A 26204-nucleotide genomic window follows, 5' to 3' on the forward strand; every position below is an offset into this window, starting at 1 on the left:
TTGCTCCTATATAATTTCTACAATAAAATATTTCTTTTTACCTTTTTTAATAATAATAAAATTATCTACAGTTATCATTTTTTTGTCAACAATTGTATTTTCTTCAAATTTATTATTGTTATTTATTGAAATAGCACCTTCATTAATCAGTTCTCTTGCTTCTCTTTTTGAACTTGCTATTTTTGTTTCAACTATTAAATCAATTAATTTAATATTTTCCTTTACTTTGTTTTTTTCTAATGAGTTAATTATTGATAATAAATCGATTTTATTTAATTTTAATAGATCTCCACTAAATAATGCCTCAGATATTTTCTCTGCCTTTTCTAAACCTTCTTTTCCATGAACGAAATTTGTAACTTCCTGAGCTAATCTTTTTTGCATTATTCGCTTAAAAGGTTCTTTTGCATGATCTTCTTTAACTTTATTAATTTCATCTAAAGAAATTGTTGTTAAAAATTTAAATAACTTATCACAATCTTCATCATCTTGATTAATAAAAAATTGATAAAACTCATATTCACTTGTTTTATTTTTGTCTAATCAAATTGCTCCTGATTCTGTTTTACCAAACTTGACTCCATCTTTTTTTGTTAAAAGATTCATTGTAATTCCACAAGCTTTTGAGTTCTCTCTTCCAACTTTACTTGCAATATAGTCAGTTCCACTAGTTATATTACCTCATTGGTCAGAACCACCAATTTGCATTAAACAGTTATGATCTTGATACAATCTATAGAAATCATATCCTTGAAGCATTGTGTATGAAAATTCTGTTATGCTCAGTCCTTTTTCAATTCTTGATGAAATATTTTCTTTTGCTAATAAATATGCTAAGTTAAAATCTTTTCCGATTTCTCTTAAAAAATCTATTAAAGACATTTTCCCTAATCAATCATTATTATTAATTACATTAATATCTGGTATTAAAAAATTCAATTGTTGTTTAATACCTTCAACATTTTTACCAACTTGTTCTAAAGTCAATAGATTCCTCTCTTCACTTTTAAAACTTGGATCACCAATCATTCCAGTTCCCCCACCAAGTATAGCAATTGGTGCAAAACCAAAATCTTTAAATCTTTTAAGATTTATAATTTGAATCAAGTGGCCAACATGAAGTGAATCAGCTGTTGGATCAAATCCACAATATAAACCTGCACCTTGCTTTTGAGCGTTTAATATTTTTTCTTCATTTGTAAATTGCTTAAGCAAGTCTCTTTGTTTTAATTCTTCTAAAATGCTACGCATTGTTATTTCTCCTTATTAATATTTGTTTTTACTTTTTTTGAGTCTCCAACTTCATATACATCTTCACTCATACTAATTGATACATCTTTTACTTTTGAATAAACTTCATCTGCTTTATCAATAATATCAACTGTTATCATTGCTAAATCCTTTGCTATTATTTTTACATTATCAGATTTAACAATTTCTTGACCTATTTTAACTGTGGTCTGCCCTATTTTTTGTAGAGCTTTGAAAGCTAATTCTTTTGTTTTTGCTGCGTCTAATTCATCACTTGCATTTCTAATATTTGAAAGTTTCATTTCAATATTTGCAATGACTTCATCACTTTCATTTCCTTGAGATTTTTCCCAAGTTTCTTCTATTGTTGTTATTAATTTTTTAATTTGTGGTCTATATTTTTTTAAATAATCTACAAAATCAGATCTAATTTCTACACCTTTTTTAGGAGCTAACATCATTCCAAGAAAAACCCATGAGGCTAATTTTAATAACTTAAACATCTTAAACCTCCCAATTAATCTTCTGAATTCGCAAATTCTCTTAGTTTATCAACTAGTTTATAAACAACATCTTTATTTTTAGTTGCAACTTTAACTCATGATTTAACATTTCTTTTCGCAAAAGCATCAAATATATCGATATAATTTGTCACTCTTGCTACAGTATCAACTGTAGCATTTAGCATTTCTGATTTATAAGTTAAGTCTTCAAAAAAATAATCGACTTTCTTAGCTGCAATACCTACTTTTCTTAATGTAATTATTGTATATAAAGATAATATAATTGCTAAAACTAACAAAATAATTATCATAACTGTTTGAGTGGTTTCAACGCCTGTTGAGGCATAAATAAGTCCTAAGTTCATACATATTCTCCTAATATTAATAAAATTATACAATAGTAATAATGTATTTTCATACAAAATTAACTAATAAATAATATTTAAAAATGTCTTAATACTCTTCCTTATCCCATTTTATTTTTGCTTTATCAGATTAACTTTTTAGGTTTTTAACTATTTTAATAATAAAAAACATATTTTATTAAGTATAAAATATGTTTTTTAAATTATATAGAAATAAATTTATTTTTATTTATCTTTATCAATACCAAGTCTTTCTCTTCAATTTTCACTTGGTCTTTTATCATCTTGTTGTTTTTCCTTTTTAATTTGACTAGCTCATGTTTCTTTATTAGAGTTTCTTAATTCAACAAGTCTTCTTGCTCTCTCAGTTTCAGCATTATAAGCTTTATTATATATATATTTTCTTCTTTCTCCTAAAGATATGTTATTCTCTCTTAAAACTAATGTATTTATACCTTCTTGTACTTTATCAAATGCTTTTATATATTGCTCTTGAAGATCAACACTTTTTTCTAATTGTTCCATATCTTCTTTATCTATTAAACTGCGTATTCTTCTATTGGTTTTTGTTATTAATCTAGAGATTTTGACTTCTTCTTTTAAAAGTTTTTTTTCTATATTTTTTTGCTCTTTTTCAATATCTTTATATTCATTTGTAATATCTGAAATAGTTTTTTCAAGTTCCTTTTGCTGTTGATCTGTAAAAGGAAGATTTTTTTTCTTTCTTGGTTTAATTAAAGAAACTTCTTCATTACTAGAGTTAATAGTTTTTCTTTTTGGAACATAAAAATTATTAGAAGCTACTTGTGAATTTATTAAATCATTGCTTAATTTAATTTCTTCAAGCCTTTTCTTAGCTTTTTCACTTTCCAACTTTGATTCTTTTGTTAGATCTATGTTATTACTATTTTTTTGATCCATTTGAATGTCACCTTATTTCTTTTTATTTTGAAGTCTTCTAGGCTTAATAAGCTCTGGTTTTCTATTTGGTTTAGTATTTTCTTTTAAAAGTTTATCAAATTCTTTTAATTTCTCTTCAAAGAATTCTTCTTTCATCGATTCATTATAAAATATTTTAGAGTCAATTTCTTGAATTGTTTTTTCAACTTCATCTTCAATATTTTGAAACTTAATTTCTTTTAATTTTAATAGCTTTTGTTTTACCTCATCTTTAATAGAATTATTTTGCATTTGACTTTTTGAAACTGCTAAGAATATATTTCTCTTTGGTTCAACTTCTTTTTCCTTTGATACTTTGGAATTTGATTTTACTTTATTTTGTTTATTAAGCTCTTCTCTTTCATTTTGAACTCTTTGAGATAATCTTCTAACTCTTTCCAGTTCTGATTCAACTGGTTTCATTGAATTTTGTTCTAGAAATTCTTTTGCTCTTTGTGAATAACTTATTGTATTGTTTTTTATTTTTTCTACATCAGTGTAAAGATCTGCATCTACTCCCCCTGATTTTCTCAATTCTTCAATTTTTTGTAATTTAGCAATTACTGGATCAGTTTCTAAAATATGATTTTGTATACTTTGTGTATTTTTTCTAGCATTATCAATTATAGAACCAAGAACTCCTTCAGTTTTTTTTGGTTGATTATCAGCTTGTCCAATATTTTTTTTAATATTTTTTAGCTTTTCCTTAATTAAAACGTTTTCTGAATCTGAATTATCTTCTGCTTCCAAGTGTTTTTTATTTAATTGTCTTGTAATATCTTCTATAGATATTTTTTTTGCATTAGGATCATCAGTAAATATTGGATCCATATTTAACATTGGGTCATTATTATAAGTTCAATGATTAGGGTTTCTATCTTCATATTTTTCTTCAGAATTTTTAACTTTCTGAGTTTTCTTTCTTTTTCTTAAAAAGAATTTCATAAGTAACACCCCTTTTCATTTAAGCGAAAGCAACTAACTATATTTTATACTTTTTATTTTATTTGAAAAACTATTTTCTCTTCCAAATTTTGCTTGTTTTTTACCATTAATTAGAACTATATCACCTGTAAAACCTATTTTATTTTTTGTAATTGCATCTCCAACTCCATATATATCAACTGGTGTATTTTGTGATTCAAACATTTTAATTTTTTCTTCATTAAATCCTGAAGAAACTATTATTTTTACTTTATTGTGTCCATTTAAATCAAGTTTTTCTCTTAACATTTTAACTAGTGTTGGATTAACTCCATGTAATTCTTGACTATTTTCTTGCATATCTTGAAGTGATTTATCTACTAATGAAGGAGAAGTATCTAATCTTACTGCATAAATCTCATCTTTAAAGGCATTACATACCTTTATAGAGTCACTTATACAATCATTGTTATAATCAACTAATATAATTAAATTATTTTTTGGGAAAACTTCTTTATATGCTTTTGTTGCTTCTATTAAATCTCCATCAAATGAAGCAATTAATGCATGAGGCATTGTTCCATTTAAATTTGGCTCTTCTGCTAAAAATTCAAATGAAGCAGCAGTTACTAAGTTTTTAATTCCTCCAATTGCTGATGCATAACCATCTATTTGTTGATTTGTATAATAGTCCATTCTGTCATTCATATTTAGCACAGTTTTGCCATTTGCAGCTGATGCTATTTTTTTAGCATTTGTTGCAATTGTTGAAGCTCTTGATAATATACCATCAAAAAGTCCCTCAAAATGAGCAAAATCACTGTACTTTCCTGTTATTTTTAGTACTGGTTCTAAACTATTGACAATTTCACCCTCATCAACTGCTTCAACAAATAAATCTTTTATTTTTGATAATCTAAGAATTTCTTTAATTATTTCAATACCACAAATTACTGTTTGATCATTTCTTTGAAATCATTGCATTGTAACTAATTGATCTGGTTTAAATTTATTTAATATTTCTTTAGTTTTTTTAAAATAATCTGCAGAATAATAATCTTCAAAAATTCTCAGATCTATATTAAATCTATTTTTCATTTAGAACCTCTCATATTGATCTTCCAATATATGAATCATCAACATCTCATTCCATAATTCCAGTTTTATTATATTTTTCATCTCTAATTTCAAGTTCTTTTGCAGAACACAACATCCCAAAAGAATCAAAACCTTTTAATTTACCTTGATTAATTTGAGTTCCATCAGGCATTCATGAACCAAGTGTTGCTAATGTTGTAAATAAGTTTTTTCTAGCATTTGCAGCTCCACAAACTATTTGAATAGTTTCTTTTCCAGTATCTACTTTGCAAATAGATAAATGAGTGTCTGGTATTTTTTCACATTCTACAATTTTTGCAATTATAAATTGATTTTCAAATTTAAAATCACCTAAGTATTTTTTAATAAACGGTTCAGCTTTTTTTTGAACTCTTTTATCTTCTAAATTAAAATTATCATCTGATTCAAAATTAAAAATATTTAAACCTATAACTTCATTTTCATGAAATAGAATCTCATAATCTTGTTCTTTTTTTGTACTTATCACTTTTTTATTTTTAAATAAAACCACTATAGTATTGAAGTTTTTAACATATTTTAAAAATATTTTCATTTGAATTACCTTCATTTCTATTGGAATAACTTCAAAACAATTATATAATATAATAAATCTTTTATATAGAGGAGGAATTATGAAAATTGCAATATTAATTGACTCTTCTTGCGGAATTAAAGATACAAAAAAGTATAAAAATTTGTACCTTATTCCATTGATGATTACTAAAGAAGATGGCCAACAAATAGCTGATGATGAAAATTTGAGTTCTGATGAATTTTACCAATTAAATGATTCACAATTACTTAAAACATCACAGTCTATTCCTGGTAATGTTATGAGAAAATGAGATGACTTATTAAAGCAATACGATGAAGTTGTTTGTCTATTGCTTTCAAAAGGTCTTTCAGGACAATACAATACTTTTAAAATGTTTTCACAAGAAGGTGAATATAAAGATAAGATACACGTAGTTGATACTAATGGAGTGAGTATAGCTCTTAAACGCCAATTAGAATTAGTTATGAAATTAATTGAAGAAGGAAAAACGGGACAAGAAATAAAAGATATAGTTGAACAATATTACAATCAAATTGTGGGCTACATAATCCCAAAATCACTTGATCAATTAGTGCGTGGAGGAAGAATTAGTAAGGCTGCTGCTAGACTTGCAAAAATATTAAAAATAACTCCAATACTTAAATATAATGGAGAAATTGACAAGCAAGGAAAAACCAGAACATTTAAAAAAGCTGTTGAAGAAGCACTTAAATTATTAAAATCAAAATATCCAAAAAATAAAATTATTGATATATCGTATTCAAGAGCAGATGCTGAAACACTTGAAATTGTTAAAAAAGTTGTTGAAAAATTAGATTTAGAAATTGGTCTGTGAGATGAATTAGCAAATACAATTACTTGTCATACAGGTAGAGAAACATTTGCATTTATGCCATACCAAGTTTGAGGAGAAAAATTATGAAAATAGCTGTAATTACAGATTCATCAAGTGGTATAAAAAATATAAAGGATTATAGGGATTTATATTTGGTTCCATTGATGATTACTAAAGAAGATGGTCAGCAAATAGCTGACGATGAAAGTTTTGAAGCTGATGAATTTTATCAATTAAATGATTCTCAACTGTTAAAAACTTCTCAATCAGTTCCAGGAACAATGTTAAAAAAATGAGATGAATTATTAAAAAGTTATGATCATGTTATTTGTTTATTACTTTCAAAAGGTCTTTCAGGACAATACAATACTTTTAAAATGTTTTCACAAGAAGATGAGTATAAAGATAAAGTGCATGTAATTGATACAAATAGCGTAAGTATAGTTCTTAAACGTCAAATAGAGTTAATTATGAAGTTACTTGAAGAAAAGAAAACAGCTCAAGAAATAGTTGAAATAATTGAAAAAGATTACAATAAAGTTGTTGGATATATTATTCCAAAATCACTTGATCAATTAGTGCGTGGAGGAAGAATCAGCAAAGCTGCTGCAGGTCTTGCAAAAATATTAAAAATAACTCCAATACTTAAATATGATGGAGAAATTGACAAACAAGGAAAAACCAGAACATTTAAAAAAGCTGTTGAAGAAGCACTTAAATTATTAAAATCAAATTACCCGAAAAGTAACATAGTAGACATTTCTTATTCAAGAGTAGATGAAACAACTTTAAATCTTGTTAAAGAAATTGTGAAAGAATCAAATTATGAAATAGGCTTATTTGATGAAATGCCAAATACAATTACTTGTCACACAGGTAGAGAAACGTTTGCATTTATGCCTCATCAAATTTGAGAAGAAAAACTATGAAAATAGTTACAAATTCAGATATTAGTAGTAAAAAATATAAATAATATTAAAAATATAATATCTAGTTGCCCCTAATAATTGTTAAATACTAAGGTGAGTAAATAGATAATAATAAAAAATTAATTGTTGAGGAGTTTTATAAATTAAATTATTCTCATCAGTTAAAAATTTCTAAATCAATTATGGGATGGATAATAAAAAATCATTTAATCAATTAGTACGGAGTTGAACAATAAATAAAACTGAAGCAAGATTTGCAAAGTTTTAAAAACAACTCCAAAATATAATTGAGAAATTGAAAAACACAGGAAAGAAAAAATCTTTAAGAAGGCTATTAAAGAAGTATTGAGAGTGTTAAAAATATTTTGAAAAGTAGAATTTTATAGATATATCTTATTTTATAATTAAAGAAGAAATATATAAATAAAGTAAAAAGAATCGTAATCGCTTAAAATTTAGAAATGAAAATACTAAATATTTGTAAAATACAAGTAATAAGTATTTAAATTAGCGATATGAAAAAAATAAGGAGTTTTTTATATGAAAATAGGAATATTAGTAGATAGTTCTACAGGTTTTATTGAAAAAGAACACAATACAAATAATATAAAAGTTTTACCTTTACATTTAATAGTAGATGATAAAGATGATTACTTAGATACACCAGAAGAAATTAAAAATAATGATTTAATTACAATATTGGCAAGTGGTAAAAAAACTACTACAAGTCAAGCTTCGCCAGGAGAATTAATGAATAAATATGATGAAATGTTAAAAGAATTTGATCATATAATTCATATGACAATCCCTTCCAATCTTTCTGGTATGCATCAAACTGCAGTAATGATTGCAAATGACGAAGATTACAAAGGTAAAATTACAGTTATTGAAAACTTTTTAGCAGCAAATTGTGCTCAACTATTAGCACTAAAGTTTGATGAAATGATAAAAGAAGGAATTGAAGATCCTAAAAAATATCAAGAAGAATCTGATAAATGAACTGTTGGTTCATGAACAGCTATTATACCAAGTGATTTACAAAAAATGTCTAAAGGTGGACGAGCAAATTCATTATTAATAACAATGCTAAAAATGATTAAAGCAAAAGTTGCTATTCAGTGATTGGCTAAACCAAAAAAAATTGGTATGGGCAGAACATATGGATCAGTCTTAGACAAAATGATAGTAGCTTTAAAAAAAGAAATTACAGAAGATTTTGAATTACTATTAGTTTCATTACCAGAAGTAAAAAAAGCCCATATAGAACAAATAAAAAAATATTTGAAAGCTAATGATATTAAATTTAAGGAAAGCAAGATACCTACTGTTTATCCTTGGCATGCAGGAATTGATACAATAGGATTAATAGCTGTTAAAAAAACATTATTAGCAAAAAAATAAAAAACAAAAGCATTTAATTAAATGCTTTTTTATATGCTTAAATAAAAAATCTATACAACTTAATTTGTATAGATTTAAAATTTCTATTTGGCAAGGATAGCAGGACTTGAACCCACGACACTCGGATTTGGAGTCCGATGTTCTACCAACTGAACTATATCCCTATTTAAAAAATACCCATAAAGGGTATTTTATTTCTATTTGGCAGGGGTAGCAGGACTTGAACCCACGACACTCGGATTTGAAGTCCGATGTTCTACCAACTGAACTATACCCCTATAAAAATACTTTTTAATTATATCATTAAAAAGTATCATATATAAAAGATGCTTATTTTATTTACATTTTTTACAAATTCCATGTAGTTCCAATTTAAAATGTTCTAACTCCATATCCTTATCTTTTAAAATATTTGAAAATCTAAGAAATAATTCATTTGCTAAAGAAGGACTTTCTAAATCTTCTAAAGAACCACAATGATCACATGTAATATGCATTAATTGTGATGAAATAGCTTCATATATAATTTGTTTACCATTTATTGTATTTGCAAATAATAAATGCATTTCCAAAAATAAATCTATGTTATTATATATTGACATTACATTTACACTACCTAAATCTTTTTCTACCATTGAAATTAATTCATTAATGGTGAAATGTTTTTTTGTAGAGATTATTCTTAACATAGATAGTCTTACATCTGTAAGTTTTATTTTTTTGTTTTTAAATAATTCTAAATATTCATTCAATTTATTTTCCATAAATTATTTAGTTATTTTTTCAATAACTTCCAAAAGGTCACTTACTTTTTTCATAGATAATAAATCATCATCTGATATAGATATATTTAATTTTTCTTCTAAAGTAACTATCATATCCATTAAATCAAGTGAGTCTAATCCCATTGACTTAAATTCTGTATTTGTACTTATAGTACCTTTTGCTCCTTTATTTACAAGAGCCTTTTTTATTTCTTCAAAATAATTCACACTAATCACCTTTTATAATTATATATTAAATTAGCTTAAAATTTCAAGTATATATTTTATTAGGTTGTGGGAAAAAGTAAGGGGGTAATGATCCTAATAATTAATTTGGATTAACCAAATTTAGACCATATTCAAGTAAATATTTAAAAACTGCTTTTGAGTTTTTTATTTCACAAAGATATTAACATAAATAATTTTAAAAAACTAAATAAATTTCTTTTTTTACCGAAAAACGAAGTTTTTGGTAACAGGATAAGGAATACTATCACTTTTTTTGGAAAACCCTTTATTAAAGGGTTTTTTACCAAAAAAAATGCTAGCATTCGCAATTTTTGTGCTAGCATAAATACTAGCTCAAAAAGAACTTGGAGGCCAAGTTTGCAGTTTAATAGATTTTAAAAATTTAATGTATTAATTTTCTAATTAGTTCATTATATCCAGTTTTTTTATAATCTAAAATAGAAATTTTAACACTTTTTAAATTTCTTTTTTCTAAGTTATTAGACTTATTTGAAATAAATATTTTTTGATTATCATATATTTGATCTTCTAAATTTTCTTTAAACTTAAAATAAATTATTTCTAAAATATCAATATTATTAATTTTTGTTGCTTTTAAATTAATAAGTAACTCAAATGTTTTTTTATTATAAATTTTTGCTCCATAACCTTTAATAGATTTTACTAAGTGACTTACTGCAGATTCAGCAAAACATCCAATATATCAATCTTTAAAATGATTTTCAATTCCTTTAATATTATTTGAAATATATTTAATAGCTTCTTTAATTCTTTTATTTTTTAAACCTATTGAATCAACATTTTCATATAAAAAATTAATTAAAGATTTAATATTTTTAGAGTCATATTTTTCAATAGCTAATTCATATAGTTTCATTAATTTACTTTTATTTTTACTTCTTTTATAAGGAAAACAGAAATATATTTTTTGAAATAAATGAAATTTATCTAAAACAAATTCAGCTCCTAAAAAATTTGCAATTTCTAAAATTCAATTTGCTCCATCACCACAAATCACAAATTTTTTATTAGTTAAAGTTCCATAATTTTTTTCTATTTCTTGTTGTAATCAACATGAATAATCATAAGTATTACAGGAATTACCTTTTAAAAAAGTTTTTAAAAATACTTTTTTATTAATTAATTTATTTCTTTTGCCTTCCTTAATTTTTCCTTGATACGCAACAGCAACTCTAACTCTAATTCATCTTTTCTTGTTTTTAAATCTAACTGTTGTTCAACAATCATCTATGTCTACATAAACAGGCAAATCATTTTTAAATTCATCTTTAGTTAAGTCTAACTTTTTAAAATTAAATTCAGCATTACGTTTTAAAATATTTGATATTGTTCTTTTTGTTATATTTGATTTTTTAATCTTTTCTCAAACTATAATATGACTTTCACCATGGTTAAATGATTCAAGAATTTCTTTTTCTAAAGAAAATGATATTCTTTGATATTTTTCTATTTCCATATAAGGATCTGCCAAAAAACTACATTTACCATTATATTTATTTATAAATTTTGTTCTTTTATAAGTAACTTCTCCAAATTTAGTAATTATAGTTCTTTTGATATTTCTTTCTTTTATAATTCATCCTTTATTCACTCTTCACTTTGAATTTACAACTTCTTCATCTATTTTTTCCAAACTTAATTTAAAATCGTTTTTTAATTTTAAAAAATACTTTTCTTCTAAATTATTTAAAAGATTTATTTGATTTATAGAATTAAATTCACTAGCAAATATTTCATTCATAATAATTCCTTCCCTTTTTATACTCATTACTTTTTTATTTTATTATATTAAAATAAAAAAACACCAAATATTATGGTGTTTAATTAGTTTTTATTTTGATTAATTTTAAAAATTGATTTCTCCTTCTTGAACATCAATTTCTTTTTGTTCATTTGGAGAAGGTAAATTTACATCAATTGCTTCTTTTACTCATATTTGTTTAGCTTCTTTTGCTCAAGCAATTGTGTCTTGATTAATTTTTAAAAGATCTGAAAATAAAGTATTAGCTTTAATAATTTGCTTATCATACTCTTTTATTTCTTTATCTTTGTTTTTTTCTTTATCTAAAACATCAATTGTAATTTCTCCACTATTTGGAATAGCTACTTGAACAAATGGTGATTCTTTATTTTCAGATAAAGAAAATGTTTTACCTTCTTCTTTTGAAAATTCAATATTTTTAATTAACTTAGTTGAAAGTGTAATATATTTTTTTTCTTTATCATTATTTATAATTTCTAAAACAGCAAATTCATTTCCATTAGAATTTAAATAAGTTTTTTTAACAGCATTTCTATGTAAATAAACATTTGTAAATTTTTTATTAACTTCGCTCATTTTAATTTCCTCCTATTAAGCTTTAGTTTAAATTTTCCCCAGGGAAAATTAGATTGAAAAAACTCTAGTTGTACTAGATTCTTTTTAAAATAAAAAAAAGAGTTGAAAGGACAATTAAAGACAAAAAAAGATAGAATACTAGTACAACTAGTGCTCTATCAACCTTAATTAAATAATAACATAAATTTTACTTTATTCTTTTATTTTTTTTATTTTTCCTTCATCAAATAATAAAAACTATTAATCCTGTTAAAGGAATAATTAATGAAATTATTCATCATAAATTTTGCTTATTATATTTAGTTTTATCTTTCTTTTCTTCTTTCTTTTCAGGAATATTTGGTGGTTTTGGTCTATCAGGGGCAATTTCTTTACTTGTTGGATCATTAATAATTTTATAACTTGTAAAACCACTTAACTTAATTGATTCATCACTAGAATTAATAAATATTTCTAAGTTTTTTTGATTTTTTGAATTTAAAAAGTTATTTATTATTTCATCAAAATTATCTAATTCTTTAATATCTTTGCCATTTTGTGAATTAATTGAAATATAGTAATCCTTTTTATAATCATAATTTCAATTAACCTTATTTGGTTTGTAAATTTCAAGAATTTTTTCAACATATTCATAAATATAATTTTGAACAAATTTTTCTTTTTTTTCATTTGAAGTATCAGTAAAGTTATATTTAATTTCTTTTAAATTAGCTATTTTTGATAAATCTAATACCTTACTTTCTTCAAAATCTTTATTATTAATAATATTGAATTCTTTTTTTCCTGTTAATAGAGTTGAAGTATTTAATGATTTAATAAATAAATTAATTCTTTTAATTTTATTATTTTCATTTAAATCAACAAAATTATTAAAATCTAGATTTTCTATTTGATTTTCAGTTGAATCACAAATTATATAATCAGTTTTATAAATTGCTTTATCACTAAATTTTTGCATATATTTTTTAACATGCTCAATAATTTTATTCTTAACTTCAATAGGATTTATTTCATTCATTTTTAAGTTACTAATATTCAAATTATTTAAGTCTTTAAAACTTACAGGAATTTGGGGAACATCAACTTTTTGAGAAATTTGATCACTTACATATTTTTTTCAATACATAATTACTTGTTCATAAGTTAACTGCTCTATTTTTTGACTAGTATTAATTGTTGTATAAGCTATTAAATAATTTTTTAAATGAACTCCTTGCAATGAATCTCAAAACTTAGATATGTTTTGATCTTTAGCAATAAAATCTAAACTAGAAAATTTTGTATAATCTTTAGTTTTATTAGATATGTAAAGCAGTTTATGAATCGTACTTCCCTTTGTAGCTAAAACTTTTTCATTACCTGGATTAGAAGGATCTATTTCTTTTTCAACATAATCTTTTAAATAAATTACATAATGTCATAAGCCTTCTTTTGATCATTGTTCATTTAAATTTAAACTTATTTTTTCTTCTTTTTCAATTATTTCAAGTTTTTCATTTAATTTTAATCTATCAACTTGATAAACTTTTGACATATCAAATTTATCAAGAAGTGTAACTCCACTATTTGCAACACTTGCTTCAGCAATAATTCCTTTATTTATATCTTTAAAATCTTTTATTCTATTTCCGTATTTATCAAGTGGATCTTGATAGAAAGGAAACTTCATATTTCTTTCAAGAAAAATATATTCATTTCTCATTCCTGTTTTAGGATTAATTGAAGGATCATAATCAGGATTAGGTTTTCCATCTCCTAAAGTTTTTTCAATTAATTTACTTTGCTCTAAATTTTCTTTTGGATTTCATCCAAGTCATCGATAATTTAATTGATTTGAAAGTGATTGAATATTAATATTTAAACTTAACTTTGTAATTCTTCCAACATTTTTAATACCATTTACTTCAATTTTATAAGTATCTACACTATCATCTAACTTAATTCTATAAATATTGTTAAATACAGGTACTTCTTTACCATTAACTGTCATTATTTCAGATTCACTAATTGCAGAAAATGTAACATCAACTGAATTATGATAAATTAAAGTATTATTTTTTGGATCATATTCAGGTTTATCAATAACCAATTCATTATTATCTGTATTTGGACTTACAATTTTTCCTGGAACAACTTGTAATCTTTTTTGAGCACTTCTTTGATAATATAAATCTGTTAATTTTACATTAATTGGCATAATTACATTAGTTAAAAATTGATTATTTCCTGATATTTGTTGTTCATCTTTAAAAGTTATTGAAACATAACTTTTCTCATCATTAAAAGTATCATTTCTTTTTAAAATTGGTTTGTTAAATCATGCAGAGTAATCTATTCCAAATGCTAATTTTAATCTTTTTTCAATTTCATCAATTATTAACTGTTTATTAGATTTTTTAAAGTTATCAACACTACCGTTTTTTTCTACTGATGAAATATTAGGAGAAGTATCACTTGCAATGGTAAATGAGTTTTCTAAACTTTTTTTAATTTTATTTTTTAAATTACTTTGATTAAAGCTGGATTTAAAATTTATTCATTCATGATCAACTACTATTAAACTTGCATGGTTTACAGTTGAACCCCCTTTTCAATAAACAGCTGCACTTAATTTTCACTTTAAAGTTAAATCATTTCCGTTTCAAACTCATCCAAAATCCATATTAGCATGAGCTTTATTTGTTTCATTGTGATAAGCTGTTAAATTAATTCATTGATTAGAAGTATTTAATGTATAATTTTTATTTACTCTTAAAGTTGCATTTATATCTTTAGCTTTACTGTCACTTCAACCAGTTGAAGAATCTCATGTATTGTAATTGTAATAAAAATCTACCTCAATATTTTTATAGTTATCTAAAAAAATCTGTTTATTAGGTGCATATTGTAATATATTAATTGTTTTAAGATTTCACTCAAAATTGTATCAACTTGCATTACCTACTTTTGAATAAGTTCTGTCATCAGAACCTCGATAGTAAGGCAAAGAACTATCTCTACTACTATCAATATAAAGTCTTTTAAGACTATTGTAAAAATCACCATAAAAATTAAAACTTGGATATGTTGGATTATAGTTATAATTTGAAACTAATTTATCTGTATTACTTTCTAAATTAGCTATCTGATTATTTTCAAGAAAAATTGGTTTTGTTGGAACATAAACTAAATTTAAACATATTATTAAACTTAATATTAATTTTTTCATACTTTTTTCCTTTCTATTTTCCCTGGGGAAAAATTAATAATGATAAATAAAAAAACTAGCTGCTGCTAGTTTTCAAAATATTAATTTAAACAAAAAAATAGAGTCCTAGTGCTGCTAGTGCTCTATTTACCTTACAAATATAATAACATAATTTTAGATAAAAAAATTTCTATTTATTTACTATATTTTGCAACTAGCTTATATTTTATAATAATTTATAGTTATAAATTATTAATATTTATAAAATCGATATCTTTTGAAACAAATTCAATAAAAGGATCGTTAGTTTTTAGAATATTTTCACAAAAAGTTTTATTATTATTAAAATTAAATTTTTTTAGTTCAATAAGAAAATAAAAATATTTTGTATATCAAATATTTTTATAAACTTTTTGCTTCTCTAAAAAAGATTCAAAAAAATTTTCAAGTATCAAAAGATTTTGCTCTGATATCTGATTATATTCAATACTTAGATAATTTGTACAAATAGCTAATGAAAAAATATTAATTTTCATTTTAGTTTTTACAAACATTTCTATCAATTGATTTGGATTTTGTTTTAACTTTATTAAAATTGAATAAAGATATATTGAAGATATATCATCATAATTTTCAACGCTTAAAATTAAATTTTCTATTTTTGATTGATAATAACTAACAACATTATTATCAGTATTATTTTTAATTAAAAAATAAAGAATTTCATATAATACACTTGATAAATTTGACTTTAAAATTAATAAATTAACAAAATACGAGAATAAACACTCTACAACTTCTTGATCTATTTTTATTTCTTTTTCATTTAATTCTTTAATATAATTTTTAAACCTAATAACACAATATTTTATTTTTTGATTTTCAAGAGAATTTAATGAGCTTATAAGTTCAAAAGCTAAATTTAAATTTAAGTACTTATTTTTAATTTTATCTAAAATTAAATTAAAAAAAGTAGTTTGTGTATCAAAATCATCATAAAAATTTAATATTTTCGTTTTTTGATCATTAATTCTAAGATTTATTTTACTAATTATTTCTTTAAATTTACTTTTTATTAATTTTAGTTCATTTTCATTATTGCTATAAAATTCAAAATCATCTTTATAATGTAAAAAAGAAATTTCATTTTCATGTTTTAATTCATTAGATATAAATGCCAAAAGTAGTTCAGAGAAAATATTAGACGAATAAGGACCAGTTATTAATTTATCAGTTTGATTTTCATTTTGAATTTGCACAATTGATTCTAAAGAACTTGTAAAAGAATTTAATCTTGATTCTTTTATTTTTAAATTTTCTTTTAAAAAATTTAAAAAAGCTGGTTGACCAAATATATGAGTATATACACTATTATAAAACTCTTTAATATCTAGTTTTAAAATTTTTAAAACTCCAATCATTTTATTATATTTCAATAATTTATTTTTATTAAAAGTATTTTTAATTTTATTATTATCAATATATGTCTTTCTATCTTCTTCATTTTCAATAATATCAAAAGAAATATCATAAGAATCTTGCAAGTATTCAATTTTTGAAATTTTACCCATTTCTATAACTTTTTGTAAATTTTCTTTATTACTACTTATTATTTTAAATATTTCCTCTTTATACTCTAAAAGAAATATAATTGAAATAAAAAAACTCAGAAAATTTGGTATTGATATTTTTCTTTCTTCTCCATTGTTTTTACTTATATAAAATACAGTAGGTTCAGTTCCTTTAGGTATTTTTCCTCCTATATATTCATTTTTCTTTTTTAAAAAATTTAAAAAACCTGAGCAATTTTTGTCATTTTTTAACTTAGAGTAATTTTCATCATTTGAATTTATAAAAAAATTTATAGTTTTTATAAATAATTCCTTATTATTTTTTTTAAAAAAACAAGGAGGAAGTTCTCTAAAAAAACCTGACTCAAAAAAAACATCTAATTCTTTTTCATTTATTTCATCGTTTTCAACTTGCTTAAGAATTTTTTTTATATCCATTTTATGCTTTATCTCCTTATATATAAAGTTTTAAAAAATTAAAAATAAATATTGATTTATTATTATAAATAATAAAAATAATTTATAATAATAAAATGTAATTTCTTTAATAAATTTTGTAAAAAAATATTATTCATTACATTTTTATGTACTACTATTAGTTTTTTTATTAGTTCCACCCTTAGATTTAACTTTAGTCATCCTTTTTCTTCTTTTTCCTTTAAAGTCTTATTTAATTTTTTATAGTGTTTTCTTTCTTCTATTTCAGCCTTTTTTCCTAAACCTAAAATTCAAGATATAATATTCAAAATTCCCATTTTTTACCTTCCTTTTAATAATTATATAAAAAAGATATGTTTATTTTCAATATCTTTTAGTTATTTTTTTATTCTTTTTATCAATTAATTTATTAATATATATCTTTTTTATTTTGTTTATTAAGTTCTTTAATAAATTGATTTTCATATTTAGCTTGTATTTTATTAGCTTTTTTGTATTACCAATTGAAATAAAGTGATTAACTTATAATAATAGAAACTCCTAAATTTTCAAGTTATATCATATAATTTTTCACAACTGTAACATAATATAGAATACATGACATAAATTCATATGTATAATTTTTTACTATATTTATTATGTTTCCCCTAGCTTCTTTTGGTAAATATATTAGTCTAGTATGATGCGTTATTTGATTTCTAATATTTTTTAAATAATTCTTATAAAAACCTATATTATCAATTGTTTCAATAAATTCAGAATTTCTAAAGTAGATTTTTCTTAAATAATCTTCAATTTCACTGTCTAATTCTAATTTTAAATAACTACTATTATAATTTGAGTTAGATGTTTTTCTGAGTGTTTCTAAAACATCTAGTCTATTTATTATGCTTAAAATAACCATTTCTATTTCATTTCGATTAAATTCTAGATATGAAACATCAATATTATTAATAAGTTCTAGTTTTACACAAATTCAATTATTAAAAGAGAAAGTATCATTTTTAATATCATTATCCAATAATTCAGAATTTCAAATTTTTAAAGTTAAAAGATTGATAATATTTTTTAAAAAAAGACTAATTTCAAAAAAATTATGGATATTTATACCATTATTTCTAAGAAAGTTATCAAATTTAATTAAAATATCATTATAAATGGATGACTCATTTTTTATTAAAAATTCCTTATAATTTTTGAGTATTAATTCTATTGTTTCTTTATTTTCAATATACATATTATTTTAACTTTTTTCTAAATTATTTATTTAGAAGTTCATTTCTGACCTTTCATAGATCTATATTTTTGTGTAAAGTCTTTTTTACCTTTTTCAATATTGCAACTATAATGAACTGCAACTCAATTTGATGTAACCCCATTTGATTTATTTCCATCTAAATGATCTACATTTCAACCATTATTAGGATTTGAATCTGAATTTCATTTAGTACCATGATTCATATTTTTTTGACATAAATAACACATTCTATATTGCTTTGAGTTTAAATTCTCTCATTCAATAGCATTTTCTCAAGCATAATAAAATTTATTCATATTTTTTACCTTTGTCTTTCTCTATTATTACTATTTTTTAAATCCCTAATTTGTTTTTCTAATTCTAGTATTCTTTTTTCTTTTTCAAGCATTTCAATTTTATCTATTTCAGATTTTTTTTGATTTAACATTTCTTGATCGATTTCTTCTGCTATTTTTAAAATTTCATCATCTGTTTTCTTTCTCTTTATTTTTACTTTTCATTTTTCAATAAGATAATATTTTCCTGAATCACCTTTATATTGAGGTTTTTTTGCTTCAGAAACTAAATCATCAATATATTTATATGCTATTTTTTCTATATATGTACTACCAGAAAATACATATTTTTTTGGAAAACTATTTACTAAATCTGAAATATATAAATCCAATCTAAAACTTTCAAAACCTGGTAACTCTTTTACAAATTTTTCAAGTTTAGAAACTAATTTATTTCTTGTATTCTCATAATCCTCTCTTTGATTTTTTGAATATTGTCTTTGTTCTGCAGGAGGAACTCCAAGCAATCAACCTAGTGCTTTAAATACTGACATATTAAATTTCCTTTCTATAATACTTTAATTTTATTATACTAAAAAAAGCATTTTTTTAAATAAAAATGCTTTTTGACTATTCATTATTAATTTTAGATTTTTTTTCTAATTTAGAATTAATTTTTTCTAATTTAAAATTAAATTTATTTTGTCTTTTTTCTAAAATATTAACTTTTTTGGTTGGTTTTGAAATTTGTTTAGCATATTTATTTTCAAGTTCTAATGCCTTTTTAGCAATAAGTGGATTTTTACTGTTTTTTAAATTAGATACTAGATTCTCATGCTTTTTAAAGTTAGAGTTTTCAATTTTTTCTACATTTTTTTTAAGAGTATTTTTAAGTAAACCTGAATAAGTACTATTTACTTTATTTCTTTTTACAACAAATCTATTAATAGTATTTGCTCCTGCAATTACACCAAAATTAGTTGCTACACCTTTAACAACGTTTTTACTAGTTTCTCTCATACTTGCTCAACCTTTTCTTGAAAACAAACCTCCAGCAAATGCAACACCACTTGTTGCACCTCTTGCAACTCTTCCAATAACACTTGGAAAGCCCTTCATTTTTTGACTTATATTTTGAGCAGCTGCAAGATTTTGTTTACCCCCAGCAATTGAACCATCTGGGTCCGAAGCAGAAAAGTTTTGTACTTTATCAGCAGCTCTATTTAATGCATTAGTTGCACCATTTGAACCTTTAGATTTAAATAAAGCCATCATTCCAGCTCCTCCAGCAGCTCATCCAAGTGCTTTCATTCCAGCACCAAATATACCTTTACCGTGTTTTGCACTTAATAAAGCATTCTGACCTTCACTGTGTGTTACACCTTCTCCACCAGTAAAACTAGCTATAATTTGAGGAGCAACAAGTGCAAATGTTGACACACCAAGAATTACAACAATTAGTAAAAACATTTTTGTTGAAAATTCAAATTTATTAATTGATTTTGAAATAAATAGCATTAAGAAATTAATCATTACTATGTAACTTAAAATATTTCCTATACTTACGAATGCTTTTGCAATAACCATGTCTTTTCATTGTTTCATTCTTATACCATGATCATTTACCATTCATGCTGCAACAAGTGGTCCAATTAAAAATAATAAAAATAATTCAATACTTTTTTGAACAATTGCCATACATAACATTATTAAAGTATAAAGTAAAAACGCAACTGCTAATATTTCTACAACTATATTATAATTTTTAATATTTCCAGGAACCGAGTAATCACTAGGAATGTTTCCAAAATCGCCTTTCCAATCAGGGTCACCCATTTTATATAACAAATCTGCTAAATTTGCATTTTTTAAACCAAAAGCTAATTGAAAAGCTTTTTGTAAAAATTCGATTAAAAAAGTTAATCCATAAAAGCCAATTGGTATAAAAAATACAAAAACTATTGCAAGTCCAGTTGATTTTAAAGATTTTACAATTCTGGTTTTTCAGTCCAAATCTTCATTAAAAGTATAAGTCATGTACTGAATTGTAAAAATTAAAACAGCTACAAAACCACCAATAATACAAAATGCTCAAAAGCTTTGTGGTATATTTTCAATTCTAAAGTCTTTTTGACCATTAAAAAGTACATCATAAATAATTCCAGTTGTTAAATACTCAAATACTCCTTGAACTACAGAAATTAACTGTAAAGGACCTTGAATAAAAACAAATCAAATAACTTTAAGAATTACTTCTCAAATAGCTTCTCCTATAAATCCCATATCTTTAACTCCTATCTTTTAATTTTTTAAAAATATTGCAGAAAATACTCCTGCTGCAATAGTTGCAGAAAATACAAGTGCAGCCCCAATTGAAGCTCAAATTATGTCTCTAATTGCAGCACTTCTCCCTTCAACATCTCCATCGCTTGATGCTTTAGCAATTCTAAAACCTATTTTTACTAAAACAAATACTAAAAATAAACTGATTAAACTACAAACTGCTGTAACTGCAGCAAGTCCATAACCTCAAATATAATCTGTAATAGGCTTAAAATCTGGTACATCTGCAAGAAATACTATATTTAATTTTGCAATAAAATTTTTCATATGTTTTCTTCCTTCCTAAATTACATTTCATATTCAATTTCATCTTTATTTAATTCTGATAATAATTCTCTTTCGATTACATCTTCAATTGCTAGTTCTAAACTTGAATAATCTTTAAGCAAAGTTCCAGAATTATTTTTAGAATTAAGCACTTCTAAATCATCTATTTCGTTTTCATTTAAATTTTGATTATTTATTAATTCATCTCTTATATGTTCAGCTATTTTTTCAATAACTTCATGATGTGTTAAACTATTTAAAATTAATTCTTTTAATTCCATGTTTTTTTCCTTCCTATTTTCCCTGGGGAAAATTTAATAATGATAAATAAAAAAAACTAGCAGCTGCTAGTTTTCAAAATATTAATTTAAACAAAAAAATAGAGTCCTAGCGTTGCCAGTGCTCTATTTACCTTAATTTAAGTATAACATAAATTTTAAAATTCAAAGTCAATTTCATTATCTTTTAAAACTTTTTGAAGTGTATTTATTTTTTTTTCTTGTTCTTTGAACTTGTTTTCTTGTTCTTTGAACTTGTTTTCCTGTTCTAATAAAATTTCATTTATTTTTTCTTCTCAAATTTTATTATTTTTTTCAATTTCTACACTACATTTTGACATATCTAGTTTAAACTCCTTAATACAATTTCCAATATCTTTATTATACTTAATTTTTTGTTTATTTGTTAAATTTAGATCATTCAAAAATTGTTTAACTTCTTTAGGAGAATTACCATCATAAGAAATACCAACAATAATTTCATTATCTTTATTTTCAACTGTAATAATAATTCTTTTCATTTTGTTCTCCTTTCTTAGAAAATGAGTAAATAAAAAACTAGCAGCTGCTAGTAAACAAAAAAATAGAGTCCTAGCGCTGCTAGTGCTCTATTTACCTTAATTAAAGTATAACATAGATTTTAAAATGACGGCTCTTGGTTTTTATCATTTAAATTTCTAATTTCTAATTTAAGAATTTTAATTTCCTTATTTTTATCTTCTAATTCTTTTTTTAAGGAAATATTATCTTTATTTAATTCTATATAATTAGCTTTTAATTCTTTTAACATCAATTTATCTTTTACTCTTTGTTCTTCTATTGCTTTTAAATAATCTATTTCTTTATCTAAAACTTCTCTATTAAACTTTGATTTTTCAGTAAAATCATTAATATTTTTTAATTGAGAAATAATAATTGAATCATTATTTTCTAGATTCTTTTCAATTTTATTAATAATTTCTTGATGATCTCGAATTAAAGAGGTATTTTTATTCTCTCCAATTTGATTTTTAATATCTAAAGTATCACTTTTAATTTCATCTGTATTCTTTACTTTTGGTCTTTTCACACTTACTCCAATTATTACACCAATTAAAGTTATTATAGCTGTTACTATGGCTCCACAAAAACCTCATAATTCTCCTGACATATGTTCGTCTCCCTTCGTTGTTATTACTCTATATATTAGAATTATAACACTTACTATAAAGGGAATAAAAAATCATGTGTACATCCAAATATTAAGAAATTTATCAACATTAAATTTATATTTTTTCATTTTGTTCTCCTTTCTTAGAAAATGAGTAAATAAAAAACTAGCAGTTACTAGTAAACAAAAAAATAGAGTCCTAGCCCTGCTAGTGCTCTATTTACCTTATAAATATAATAACATTATTTATTTACTTTAATAAAAAAATTTAGCCATTTAAATATCTATTTATCAAACTCTTTTTCCAATTTATCTAAAGTTTCATTTATATTACTCATAAAATCACTAATTTCTTTATCAGATCAATTTGCACTATATTTTTTAAACTTTTCTAAATCATCTTTATTTGCTAAATTTAGTCTTCCTTCCTCACTTTCTACATAAATGCAAACTTTTAAACCATCTAATTTTTCAAATCTCTCCATTATATTTCCCTCCTTTTTAAACTTTATTTTTAATAAACTTAATTAAATTTTAACATAACGTAATTTACTCAAATTCTTTTTCTTTAATATTCTTATTGTTTTTATCTTTATAAATATCATTCATTTCTTTTATTTCTTTTAATTTATTTTTTAATTTTTTAATATATTCATTTTTATCTTCTCTTTCTAATTTATATAAATTTAATTGCTTTTTATATACATCAACTTCTATTTTTAATTTTTCTTTCTCATCTGAAACTTCAAAATAAAGTTTTTGTAAATTTTTATCTTTATTATCTAAAAAACTTTTACTATTTAATAAATTAATTTTTTCAATTGTTTCTTTTGCTTTTTTAGTAAAAAAAATTAATTGTTTTGAAATTGATAATATATCATTATTTAACTTTTTTTGAGTTTCTTCCATTAAATTATTTCTCAATATTACTTTTTTAATATTAAAATGTTTATCTTTATTACTTTTACTAAATTGTTTCTCTCTTTCTCATAATTTTTGTTCATTTAAAGTTAATTTATAAATTTTTTTATTCTTAATTATTTTTATAAATAAAGATTTTTCTTTACATTCAAATAAATATTTATTTGATATTTTTTTAATCTTATTTATGTCTTTAATAGCAATAGTTCCTACTTTTTCTCTTAATCTTTTTTTATGAAGAATATAAATATCATCAATTAATAAATTATGAGTATTAACTAAAACACCATTTTTATAAAGTTTATTAATACTTTTAATTTTTACAGATTTTGTTTTTATATACTTATTACTCAAAATGCCAACAATAAATCAATTATTGTCAATATTGTCAATTTTAATTACTTTTCTAATTTTTAAATCACCTTGTTTATAATTACCTTTTTCATCATTTTTTATATGAAAATCATCTGGAAATATTGATTTCATGTTATAAATATTCATATTTTAGTTCCCTTCCATTTTTAAAATGTAATAATAAAAAACTAGCAGCTGCTAGTTATCAAAATATTAATTTAAACAAAAAAATAGAGTCCTAGCGCTGCTAGTGCTCTATTTACCTTAATTTAAGTATAACATTAAAATTAAAAAAAGAAGTAATAAAATACTTCTACTCGTTTATATTTCAATAAACTAATCTGTAAACCAACTTGTACTATCAGTACTACTTGCACTTTTATAATATCATTAATTTTTAATATTAGTTTATTTTATTTAGCTGTTCATCAATTTTATTTGCAAATTTAGTATATTTATTTATTTTTGAAGACATTATTGGATTTTTTAAGTATTCTCAAGCTTCTTTTTCTTTTTCATATTTATTTGGTTCAAATTTAGGATCTTGAGTTAAATAATTTCATCACTCAGTTTGAATTTTTGTAAATTTTTTAATATTTATATATAAATTTGAAGTTTTTCTAGATAATTCTAAAAGTTTTATTTTATCATTAACAACTAAAATATTATTTAATAAATTATCTTCTTTATCGTAATCAATATCAATTTTATTTTCATATAAATATAAATAAAAATCAGTTTCTTGATAAATAACAAGATATCATGAATATAAAACTTCTAAAGTTAATCTCAATTTTTTATAAGATTGTTTAGCTTCTCCAGATGAATTTTTTTCTCATTGACTAAACTCTTCAACTCCTTTTTTTGTTTTATCTCTTTCTTTTGAGTACAAACTGCTAATATAATTTCAATCTTGTTTTGTTTTTGCAATAACATCTAATTTTTCCTTTGGAGTTTTTAGTATATTTACAATATTGTATGGATTTTTATCATCTTTTTTATCAATACCAGGTAAACTTCCTGATAAAACCCATCCACAACTTGCAATATTTGAACTAGTACTAACTATTAAACTACTTGCTCCTAAAAACAATAATAACTTTTTCATTTTTCTTTTTCCTTTCTAATTTAAGAATTCTAATAAATTTTGAAACGAATTTAAAGTAACACCATAAATTCCTTTTTCTGATGCTTCAAAATTAATATAATCTGCTAATAATAAAAATTTATTATACATTCCATTATTTTTATCTAAATTTTGTTTACTTAATTTAAAAAATTCTACTCAATTAAAATTCATTTTTTTATTTTCTTTTGAATCAAAAAATTGAAGGTCAAGTTTATAAAAATACTTATTTTTTATAGAAAACCTATACTCATATTTATTATTAGTTAACATTTTAAAAATAAATCAACCTTTGCTAGTTTCAATAATAAGATCTCAAATCAAGAAATTATTGTTATCTTCACCAAAATAAAATTTATTACTCTCTTCTGAAGACTGAAATATTATTTTAGCATCAGTAAGTTTTTTACTAATCATATTAAATACTTCATTTATTCATTTTCTTTTCTTTTTATTCATTTGTTTATTTTCTTTATTTTTTTGTTTTAAATTTAAATCTAAATTTTCTTTTTTTAAAAATTTTTTTAGTCTACTATACTCAGCAAAGTCAATTATTACTTGTAAAAGAATATATTTAGTTTTTTCATTACATATTACTCTAAAAGATATAACTTTTAATTTATTATTATCACCTTGTCATTTAAAAGGTTCTAAAGTTTTATAATCTTTATTGCTTATTAATTCAAGAGCATAAAACTGCTCTCCATATAAATTTGTTAATTCTTTAATTGTCATTTTTATTCCTTCTTTCTATTTTCCCCAGGGAAAATTTAATAATGATAAATAAAAAAACTAGCAGCTACTAGCAAACAAAATATTAATTTAAACAAAAAAATAGAGTC

Annotated in this window: 28 protein-coding genes and 2 tRNA genes; 3 read left to right on the forward strand and 27 right to left on the reverse strand. The window is 22.8% G+C overall.

Annotated elements, in window-relative coordinates:
• Positions 1-6: 6 nt before the first annotated feature.
• From tyrS to ytpR, 7 genes are all read right to left on the reverse strand, one after another.
• A complete protein-coding gene (tyrS, locus tag SFLOR_RS04805; protein ID WP_100916937.1) occupies positions 7-1251 on the reverse strand; it encodes a tyrosine--tRNA ligase in 1245 nt (414 codons plus the stop codon).
• 2 nt (positions 1252-1253) lie between these two features.
• Entirely contained in the window at positions 1254-1754 is a 501-nt protein-coding gene (locus SFLOR_RS04810; RefSeq protein ID WP_100916938.1) for a hypothetical protein, read from the reverse strand.
• Between the two features lie 14 nt (positions 1755-1768).
• Complete coding sequence (locus tag SFLOR_RS04815; RefSeq protein ID WP_100916939.1) at positions 1769-2119, reverse strand: hypothetical protein; 351 nt, start codon at positions 2117-2119, stop codon at positions 1769-1771.
• 225 nt (positions 2120-2344) lie between these two features.
• Positions 2345-3040 (reverse strand): hypothetical protein, encoded by a 696-nt coding sequence (locus SFLOR_RS04820; RefSeq protein ID WP_100916940.1) that lies wholly within the window; start codon positions 3038-3040, stop codon positions 2345-2347.
• 12 nt (positions 3041-3052) lie between these two features.
• Positions 3053-4003, reverse strand: a complete 951-nt coding sequence (locus SFLOR_RS04825) for a hypothetical protein (protein ID WP_100916941.1) — start codon at positions 4001-4003, stop codon at positions 3053-3055.
• A gap of 33 nt (positions 4004-4036) precedes the next feature.
• Positions 4037-5080, reverse strand: a complete 1044-nt coding sequence (locus SFLOR_RS04830; RefSeq protein ID WP_100916942.1) for a nicotinate phosphoribosyltransferase — start codon at positions 5078-5080, stop codon at positions 4037-4039.
• Positions 5070-5654 (reverse strand): YtpR family tRNA-binding protein, encoded by a 585-nt coding sequence (gene ytpR, locus SFLOR_RS04835; protein ID WP_157806960.1) that lies wholly within the window; start codon positions 5652-5654, stop codon positions 5070-5072. Before ytpR ends, SFLOR_RS04830 begins: the two co-directional genes overlap by 11 nt.
• A gap of 79 nt (positions 5655-5733) precedes the next feature.
• Here ytpR and SFLOR_RS04840 point away from each other — a divergent pair, with 79 nt between their 5' ends.
• The 3 genes from SFLOR_RS04840 (at position 5734) to SFLOR_RS04850 (ending at position 8822) form a co-directional block, all read left to right on the forward strand.
• The gene (locus tag SFLOR_RS04840) at positions 5734-6585 is read left to right on the forward strand and encodes a DegV family protein (RefSeq protein WP_100916944.1); all 852 of its coding nucleotides are present in this window, start codon (positions 5734-5736) and stop codon (positions 6583-6585) included.
• Positions 6576-7427, forward strand: a complete 852-nt coding sequence (locus tag SFLOR_RS04845; protein WP_100916945.1) for a DegV family protein — start codon at positions 6576-6578, stop codon at positions 7425-7427. The genes SFLOR_RS04840 and SFLOR_RS04845 overlap by 10 nt, the downstream gene beginning before the upstream one ends.
• A 534-nt stretch (positions 7428-7961) precedes the next feature.
• Entirely contained in the window at positions 7962-8822 is an 861-nt protein-coding gene (locus tag SFLOR_RS04850; protein ID WP_100916946.1) for a DegV family protein, read from the forward strand.
• Between the two features lie 88 nt (positions 8823-8910).
• Here SFLOR_RS04850 and SFLOR_RS04855 read toward each other — a convergent pair.
• The 20 genes from SFLOR_RS04855 to SFLOR_RS04955 all read right to left on the reverse strand — a co-directional run bounded on the left by SFLOR_RS04855 (position 8911) and on the right by SFLOR_RS04955 (position 26097).
• Positions 8911-8986: transfer RNA gene (locus SFLOR_RS04855), tRNA-Trp, on the reverse strand.
• Between the two features lie 38 nt (positions 8987-9024).
• Positions 9025-9100: transfer RNA gene (locus SFLOR_RS04860), tRNA-Trp, on the reverse strand.
• Positions 9101-9157: 57 nt separating this feature from the next.
• Positions 9158-9574: a Fur family transcriptional regulator gene (locus SFLOR_RS04865; protein WP_157806961.1), complete on the reverse strand. Its 417-nt coding sequence runs from the start codon at positions 9572-9574 to the stop codon at positions 9158-9160.
• A gap of 15 nt (positions 9575-9589) precedes the next feature.
• A complete protein-coding gene (locus tag SFLOR_RS04870; protein ID WP_100916948.1) occupies positions 9590-9814 on the reverse strand; it encodes an acyl carrier protein in 225 nt (74 codons plus the stop codon).
• A gap of 403 nt (positions 9815-10217) precedes the next feature.
• Positions 10218-11597 carry an Mbov_0401 family ICE element transposase-like protein gene (locus tag SFLOR_RS04875; RefSeq protein ID WP_100916949.1) on the reverse strand — a complete coding sequence of 460 codons (1380 nt, stop codon included), beginning with the start codon at positions 11595-11597 and terminating at the stop codon, positions 10218-10220.
• A 105-nt stretch (positions 11598-11702) separates the two neighbouring features.
• Positions 11703-12194, reverse strand: a complete 492-nt coding sequence (locus SFLOR_RS04880; protein WP_100916950.1) for a hypothetical protein — start codon at positions 12192-12194, stop codon at positions 11703-11705.
• A 187-nt stretch (positions 12195-12381) separates the two neighbouring features.
• Entirely contained in the window at positions 12382-15402 is a 3021-nt protein-coding gene (locus tag SFLOR_RS04885) for an Mbov_0399 family ICE element protein (protein ID WP_100916951.1), read from the reverse strand.
• Positions 15403-15623: 221 nt separating this feature from the next.
• Positions 15624-17390 (reverse strand): RNA-directed DNA polymerase, encoded by a 1767-nt coding sequence (locus SFLOR_RS04890; protein ID WP_100916952.1) that lies wholly within the window; start codon positions 17388-17390, stop codon positions 15624-15626.
• 553 nt (positions 17391-17943) lie between these two features.
• Positions 17944-18627 carry a hypothetical protein gene (locus tag SFLOR_RS04900; protein ID WP_100916954.1) on the reverse strand — a complete coding sequence of 228 codons (684 nt, stop codon included), beginning with the start codon at positions 18625-18627 and terminating at the stop codon, positions 17944-17946.
• Between the two features lie 26 nt (positions 18628-18653).
• Positions 18654-18944, reverse strand: a complete 291-nt coding sequence (locus tag SFLOR_RS04905) for an HNH endonuclease signature motif containing protein (protein WP_100916955.1) — start codon at positions 18942-18944, stop codon at positions 18654-18656.
• A gap of 5 nt (positions 18945-18949) precedes the next feature.
• Positions 18950-19477, reverse strand: a complete 528-nt coding sequence (locus SFLOR_RS04910) for a hypothetical protein (protein WP_100916956.1) — start codon at positions 19475-19477, stop codon at positions 18950-18952.
• A 76-nt stretch (positions 19478-19553) separates the two neighbouring features.
• Positions 19554-21206 carry an Mbov_0396 family ICE element transmembrane protein gene (locus SFLOR_RS04915; protein WP_100916957.1) on the reverse strand — a complete coding sequence of 551 codons (1653 nt, stop codon included), beginning with the start codon at positions 21204-21206 and terminating at the stop codon, positions 19554-19556.
• 18 nt (positions 21207-21224) lie between these two features.
• Positions 21225-21533: a hypothetical protein gene (locus SFLOR_RS04920; protein ID WP_100916958.1), complete on the reverse strand. Its 309-nt coding sequence runs from the start codon at positions 21531-21533 to the stop codon at positions 21225-21227.
• Between the two features lie 20 nt (positions 21534-21553).
• Positions 21554-21814 (reverse strand): hypothetical protein, encoded by a 261-nt coding sequence (locus SFLOR_RS04925; protein WP_100916959.1) that lies wholly within the window; start codon positions 21812-21814, stop codon positions 21554-21556.
• Positions 21815-21969: 155 nt separating this feature from the next.
• Positions 21970-22332: a hypothetical protein gene (locus tag SFLOR_RS04930; RefSeq protein ID WP_100916960.1), complete on the reverse strand. Its 363-nt coding sequence runs from the start codon at positions 22330-22332 to the stop codon at positions 21970-21972.
• A gap of 119 nt (positions 22333-22451) precedes the next feature.
• The gene (locus SFLOR_RS04935; protein ID WP_100916961.1) at positions 22452-22961 is read right to left on the reverse strand and encodes a hypothetical protein; all 510 of its coding nucleotides are present in this window, start codon (positions 22959-22961) and stop codon (positions 22452-22454) included.
• A 284-nt stretch (positions 22962-23245) separates the two neighbouring features.
• Entirely contained in the window at positions 23246-23446 is a 201-nt protein-coding gene (locus SFLOR_RS04940) for a hypothetical protein (protein ID WP_100916962.1), read from the reverse strand.
• A 64-nt stretch (positions 23447-23510) separates the two neighbouring features.
• Positions 23511-24383 (reverse strand): hypothetical protein, encoded by an 873-nt coding sequence (locus SFLOR_RS04945; RefSeq protein WP_100916963.1) that lies wholly within the window; start codon positions 24381-24383, stop codon positions 23511-23513.
• 256 nt (positions 24384-24639) lie between these two features.
• A complete protein-coding gene (locus tag SFLOR_RS04950; RefSeq protein ID WP_100916964.1) occupies positions 24640-25344 on the reverse strand; it encodes a hypothetical protein in 705 nt (234 codons plus the stop codon).
• A 15-nt stretch (positions 25345-25359) separates the two neighbouring features.
• Positions 25360-26097 carry a hypothetical protein gene (locus SFLOR_RS04955; protein ID WP_100916965.1) on the reverse strand — a complete coding sequence of 246 codons (738 nt, stop codon included), beginning with the start codon at positions 26095-26097 and terminating at the stop codon, positions 25360-25362.
• Between the last annotated feature and the right edge of the window lie 107 nt (positions 26098-26204).

The organism is Spiroplasma floricola 23-6 (assembly GCF_002813555.1).
Taxonomy (GTDB): domain Bacteria; phylum Bacillota_I; class Bacilli_A; order Mycoplasmatales; family Mycoplasmataceae; genus Spiroplasma_A; species Spiroplasma_A floricola.